The following is a 5,741-nucleotide window of genomic DNA, read 5'->3' as shown; positions in this document are numbered from 1 at the left end:
CTCCGCGTCCCCAAATACCGCGCCAGTCTCGTCGACCCCTACCGCGAGCACCTGCGCAAACGCCGAGCCGAGGACCCCGCCGCCCCCGTCAAGCACCTCTTCGAAGAGATCAAAGCCCTCGGCTTCACGGGCTGCCTCAACCTCCTGCACAAGTACATCAACCAAGGCCGCGCAGACGCCGACCGCAGCCACATCTCCCCGCGGCGGCTCGCCCGGATGCTGCTGACCAGGCCCGACAACCTCAAGACCGAGCAGCACGAACTCCTGGCCAAACTCACCGCCTCCTGCCCCGAGATGACCCAACTCGCAGCCGGTATCAGAGACTTCGCCCCGCTCCTTACGCCGCACGCCGACAACGCCGACGCACTCACGCGCTGGATCGCCCAAGTCCGAGAGGCCGACCTGCCTCATCTGCGCACCTTCACCCGGGGCCTGGACCGAGACCTCGACGCCGTGATCGCGGGGCTCACCCTTCCGTACAGCAACGGCCCCACCGAGGGCGTCAACACGAAGACCAAACGGATCGCGCGCCAGATGCACGGACGAGCAGGCTTCACCTTGCTCCGGCACCGCATCCTCCTCGGATAGCAGCACGCTCCGTTACCACCGAATGTGAGACAGGGCCCAATCAACGGCTGATCTTGGTTGTTGAGGTTCAGTGGCTGGTGGTGGGAGTGAGGCGTCCTTCGAAGGCAATCTGGAAGGCGTTCAGCGGTGCCTTCCAGCGCATCGTCCAGCGGCGCCGGCCCTTGCCGGTCGGGTCCAGGCTCATCAGCGCCATGTAGACGCATTTCAACGCGGCGTTCTCCGACGGGAAGTGTCCGCGAGCCCGCACGGCCTTGCGGATGCGGGCGTTTACGCTCTCAACCGCATTCGTGCTGCATATGACCTTGCGGATCTCGACGTCGAAGGAGAGGAAGGGCACCATCTCGGCCCAGGCGTCGGACCACAGCTTGATCACCGCCGGATACTTGGTGCCCCACTTCTCGGAGAACTCCAGGAACCGTTCGGTCGCGGCGGCCTCGCTCGGCGCGGTGTAGACGGGCTTCAAGTCTTTGGCGACCTTGTCCCAGTCCTGCCGGGCGACGTAGCGGATGCTGTTCCGAATGAGGTGAACTATGCATGTTTGCACCACAGTTCGGGGCCAGACCGTCTCCACCGCGTCCGGCAGGCCCTTCAGGCCGTCGCAGACGAGCATGAGGACGTCCTCGACGCCGCGGTTGCGGAGTTCGGTGAACACGCTGAGCCAGTGCTTTGCTCCCTCGCCGCCGTCGCCGGCCCAGATCCCGAGGATGTCGCGGGTGCCCTCGACGGTGACGGCCATGGCGACATAGACCGGACGGTTGGCGACCTGGCCGTCGCGGATCTTGGTTCTGTCGACGATCTTGTGACCCAGTGGGGATGGCCTCACCGTGCGAGCAGGACGCGTTTGCGGAGGAGATCGAGGCCGGCACGGCCGAACATCTGGCGTTTCAGCATCTTCAGCCGGTTGATGTTGCCTTCAACAGCGCCTGAACTATGCGGCAGGGACAGACCGTTGCGGACGGCGTCGAAGTCGCGGCGGAGGTTGCGGGCGAAGCCCGCAATCGGAGCCAGGGTGTCGCGCTCGACGCCGGCGATCCACGCCTCGAGCCGGTCGCCGTGGCGTGCGGTCATCATGACGGCGAACTTCCTGACGTGGCCGGTGAGCCGGTCCAGCTCGGAGTCGCGCTCACGCAGGCGGTGCAGCTTGTCGGCATCGCCGTCGCGGAGGTGTTCGGGATGCGTCATGATCCAAGAGGTGACCTCGCGGACCGAGGGAGGCTTGGGACCGACGGCGGGTGCGTGTCCGCGCCCGGTGCGGTAGCGCCGCAGATGACGCTGGACAGCCAACTCGCCTCCGGAATAGCCGAGTTCCTGGATCTCCCGGTGGAGCTGTGCGGCATTTCTTATGCCTTCGTTCCAGCGCCGGTGCAGGTAGCCGACGTACGGGTCGACGACATGAGCCCGCTGCAGGCTCTTGGCGACGACATCATCAGCGGAGCGTGCGTTGACCAGCTTGCGGACGGTGGCCTGGTGCAGCCCGAGCTTCCGGCCGATCGCCGCCTTCGACATCCCCTGCGCCCACAGCTCGTGGGCGGCGGCATGCTGCTCCCGCAGCCGGTCACGATCTTCAGCTCCTTCGACGGCTGCACCACCTCGGGCTCCGCTTCCAGGTGGCTGGGGCCGTCCTCCGCTGCGGCAAGCGGTTCGGCCAGGCGGGAGCGGTGGGCGTTAACCGTCTTCTCGACCGCCTGGCCGAGGTTGGCCCACAAGTGATATCGGTCCGCGACCTGCTGGGCCTGCGGCGCACCGACCCGCGCGCCCTCCCCGTAGCCACTGGAGCGGTCCCGGCAGATGACCTTCACTTCGGGATGGCCTTGGAGCCAGGCGGCCAGGTCCTCGCCCTCGCGACCGTCGTAGAGATGCAGCGGCTGTCGATCAGCACCGTGCCGTAGTGGCGGCCCTTGCGGAAGGCAAAGTCGTCGACACCAAGCACCTCAACTTCGCCGATCTCCGGCTCGGGCAAGGACCGGACCATCCGCAGCAGCGTGTCCCTGCCCACGGTGATGCCGACCGCGGCCGCCAGGCGGGCCCCGGCCCGGCCGGCCAGCGCCAATCCGATCTGCATCAACAGCCCACGCAGCAAAGGGGTATAGCGGCCGTGCGGAGTCGTCAGCCCCGCGATCTGCTCGGCGAACGTCACTGCTGCGCAGGCGGAATTCTCACAGCGGAAGCGACGGATGTGTAACTCGATCACAACACCGAGACCGCCCACAGCGGCATCACGCAGCTTGCGTACATACCCGCCGTGCACCCGCGACGAGCTGTGACCGCAATGGCAGGACCCCGTCGTCGACCGCACTCGTGCCCGCAGTACTACCTTGTCCGGCCCTCGCTCGACCTCCTCGATCAGCAGCGCGGACAGGTACGGAAACAACTCGAGGAGCACATCACGAGAGCACCCGATGCATGATCGCGAACAGTCGGCGCAACCCGCTCAACCGTCCGGATCACAAGATCGTCGACAGAACCCGGATCTTCACGTTGATCGCGTCCACGAAGACCACCGGGTAGACGCGGTCCAGCGGACGTGACTGCCATTCGGCCATGCCCTCCATCACCGCGTCGGTGATCGTGGTGATGGTCTGTTTGGAGATGTTCGCTCCGTATACCTCGGCCAGATGGGCCGATATCTCCCCGTGGGTGAGCCCCTTCGCGGACAGGGACAGCACCATCTCGTCAACGCCGGTCAGGCGACGCTGCCGCTTCTTGACGATCTGCGGCTCGAACGTGCCGGTCACATCGCGGGGCACCTTCACCTCGACCGGGCCGACGTCGGTCAGCACGGTCTTCGAACGGGTGCCGTTGCGGCTGTTGCCGCTGTTCCGGCCTGCCGCGTCGTGCTTGTCGTAGCCGACGTGATCGGTGATCTCGCCCTCCAGGGCGGACTCCAGTACCCGCTTGGTCAGCTGCTGCAGCAGCCCGCCCTCCCCGGTCAGCTGCAGCCCGTCATTGCGGGCACGGTCGACCAGCATCGCGACCAACTGCTCGTCCGACACCGCCTCCGCAGCCGACTCGACGACTGGCGCCTCGACGGCCTCGGTGCCCACGATGGTCTCGCTCATCAGACGTCTCCTTGATCATCGGATCCGACGTCTATTGGACACTCCCTCCAACCGCGCGATTTTCGGGCGAACTCAACCGGCATCACATGAAGATCAACGGTCACCCTGCGTATGCGCCCACACGAAGTGGACCAGAGCCTTTTCGTGGGAGTCGTTTCGCGACGACTTCGGGAGTCGTTCCGCAGCGCCCAGCGTGCTCAATGCCAGTGAGTTTTGATGTCACTCGCTCGAGGAGTCGGGGAGGAATCGCGGCCCCGCTCAGTCCTGCTGGGGTCGTTCCTCGATGGGGAACAGGATCGGGCTCAGCAGATGAAGGCTGCGGTGTGCTGTGGGCTTGTTGTCCATCCTGGACACGATCGCAGTGCGGACTTCGGCGATGAGCTCGGCGAGTTCGTCCTGGCTCAGCCAGAGTGGGACCTGGATGTAGCCCACCGAGTCGGCAGTCGGGTTGGCATCATCCCGGTCGAGGTAAGCGTTGAATTCGGCGTGCAGGGCCGCCATGGCCGCAGTGAACCCGTGGCGGTGGTCTTCCAGGGACATCGACGCGGCCGCGTCGGCGTCGATCGTTGCCCGCTCACGGCGCAGGCGGTAATGGCGTTCGACGGCGCCGTGCACGCGCTGTTCGTCGGTGACTTCCAGGATTCCGGCGTCGGCCAACAGGCCGACGTGCCGGTACAGGGTGGTCTTGGGGACGTCGGGCAGGCTCACGCACAGGTCGGAGGTGGTGCGCGTGCGTCCGCCGGACATGGCGTGCACGATGCGCACCCTCACTGGATGCAGGAGCAGTTCAAGCGTGTCCACCAGGTCACGGTCCCATATCTGGTACCGTTCCCAAAATTGGAAACGCAGTCCGACAGTGAGGAAGTCAGCGATGCAGAACCAGCCGCCCGGGGCACTCCCGACCACGACGGCCGAGGCGGCACCGCCGATCGGGGAGTACTGCGAGGTGGAGGGACGCCGGTTGCTGCTGCACCGCTCCGGCACTGGGAACCCGTCAGTGGTGTTCCTGCCCGGGGGCGGCACGGTCGGCCTGGACTACTGGAACGTCCAGGAGAAGGCGGCCGAGCTCACCACAAGCGTGCTGTACGACCGGGCCGGAACGGGCTGGAGCGACTGCGTCGAAATGCCGCGCACCTCGGCAGAAGTGACTGACGAACTGCACCACATGCTGCGGGCCGCGGACATTCCCGCTCCGTACCTGCTGGTCGGGCACTCTCTCGGCGGCCTCTACGCCCGCCACTACGCGACGCGGTTCCCAGATGAGACAGCCGGTCTACTCCTGCTCGATCCCGCCCACGAGGACTACAACGCCTATATGCCCCAACAACTGGTCGACCAGCGGAAGTCCTGGGACCCCGACCAGGCGCTTCCAGACGAGTTGCCGGACGAAGTCATCCAGATGTACCGGAACCTTTTCGCTCAGGAGTTGACCGACTGGCCCGAAGGCATCCGGGGACCGCTCACCGAACGCCACGTCAGCCCGGAATGGCTGCGCGTCGGCTTCCAGGAGGCGAAGAACGTCGATCAGCTCTACGACGAGATGCGTCGCGCGGCGCCACTGCCCGACGTGCCGGTGATCGTCCTCACCGCCATGGGCATCGATGCCTTCAAGGAGACGGTTTCGGTGGGCGAGTCGGAGTCGCTGCTGGAGGAGGAGATCCAGGGCAAGGCACGTCTCTACACGGCGTTGGCTGCGTCAGTCCCACGCGGAGAGAACCGCCTCATCGATGGCGTCGGACACGTCACCATGCACTGGCGCCGTCCTGGCGCCGTGCTGCAGGCGGTCCAGGACCTGCTCGGCAGGTGACGACCGGCGCCGATGGAACATCAGCAGCTGGCACGCCTGGCCAGAAGCCTTCGTCAGCTGGCTTCGGTCCGTTCGGCCAGAGATTTGGTGTGGGCGAGGCGGTAGGACTCGGTGCCGGTCTGGATGATGGCGCCGTTGAAGGTCAGCCGGTCGACGATAGCTGCGCAGAGCCGGGGATCTGTGAACGTCTTCGTCCAGCCATCTGGGGCTGGCACTTGTTCCCTCACACGAGTTGCCGCTGCCACCTGGCCGTATCCCGTTCCTGCGGTCCTCGTTGAATCTCGCGG

The 5,741-nt window shown here is 65.9% G+C and carries 6 protein-coding genes and 3 pseudogenes; 2 read left to right on the top strand and 7 right to left on the bottom strand.

The features are described 5' to 3' along the window. On the top strand, positions 1-588 hold a 588-nt coding region (locus tag ACFXB5_RS52185), incomplete at its 5' end, for a transposase (protein WP_385222792.1). Between the two features lie 67 nt (positions 589-655). On the opposite strand, the pseudogene ACFXB5_RS52180 reads toward ACFXB5_RS52185, so the two are convergent. From ACFXB5_RS52180 to ACFXB5_RS52155, 6 genes and pseudogenes are all read right to left on the bottom strand, one after another. Next, positions 656-1,369 (bottom strand): annotated as a pseudogene (locus ACFXB5_RS52180) (IS256 family transposase); the annotation flags it as partial. Between the two features lie 38 nt (positions 1,370-1,407). After that, positions 1,408-2,094 carry a transposase gene (locus ACFXB5_RS52175; RefSeq protein ID WP_385222789.1) on the bottom strand — a complete coding sequence of 229 codons (687 nt, stop codon included), beginning with the start codon at positions 2,092-2,094 and terminating at the stop codon, positions 1,408-1,410. Positions 2,095-2,291: 197 nt separating this feature from the next. Next, positions 2,292-2,417: pseudogene (locus ACFXB5_RS52170) on the bottom strand (hypothetical protein); the annotation flags it as partial. After that, positions 2,384-2,971: a transposase family protein gene (locus tag ACFXB5_RS52165; protein ID WP_385222786.1), complete on the bottom strand. Its 588-nt coding sequence runs from the start codon at positions 2,969-2,971 to the stop codon at positions 2,384-2,386. The pseudogene ACFXB5_RS52170 and the gene ACFXB5_RS52165, both read right to left, overlap by 34 nt. A gap of 82 nt (positions 2,972-3,053) precedes the next feature. Then, positions 3,054-3,647 (bottom strand): annotated as a pseudogene (locus ACFXB5_RS52160) (transposase); the annotation flags it as partial. Between the two features lie 258 nt (positions 3,648-3,905). Next, on the bottom strand, positions 3,906-4,448 hold the full coding sequence (locus ACFXB5_RS52155) for a helix-turn-helix domain-containing protein (protein WP_385222783.1): 543 nt from the start codon (positions 4,446-4,448) through the stop codon (positions 3,906-3,908). Positions 4,449-4,518: 70 nt separating this feature from the next. Here ACFXB5_RS52155 and ACFXB5_RS52150 point away from each other — a divergent pair, with 70 nt between their 5' ends. Further along, positions 4,519-5,454, top strand: coding sequence for an alpha/beta fold hydrolase (locus tag ACFXB5_RS52150; RefSeq protein WP_385222781.1), 936 nt, complete (start codon positions 4,519-4,521; stop codon positions 5,452-5,454). A gap of 53 nt (positions 5,455-5,507) precedes the next feature. On the opposite strand, the gene ACFXB5_RS52145 is transcribed toward ACFXB5_RS52150, so the two are convergent. After that, a partial coding sequence (locus tag ACFXB5_RS52145) for an ATP-binding protein (protein ID WP_385222778.1) occupies positions 5,508-5,741 on the bottom strand: 234 nt, incomplete at its 5' end.

Origin of the sequence: Streptomyces sp. NPDC059455 (genome assembly GCF_042750115.1) — a bacterium.
GTDB classification, from domain to species: Bacteria; Actinomycetota; Actinomycetes; order Streptomycetales; family Streptomycetaceae; genus Streptomyces; species Streptomyces endocoffeicus.
Note: the sequence above shows the minus strand (reverse complement) of the source record. Positions and strands in the feature narration are given on the sequence as shown.

What these genes read in the sequence shown, in the direction of transcription:
- ACFXB5_RS52175 (WP_385222789.1), bottom strand. Translation starts at nt 2,094, where the DNA reads ATGTCGAAGGCGGCGATCGGCCGGAAGCTCGGGCTGCACCAGGCCACC.
- ACFXB5_RS52150 (WP_385222781.1), top strand. Translation starts at nt 4,519, where the DNA reads ATGCAGAACCAGCCGCCCGGGGCACTCCCGACCACGACGGCCGAGGCG.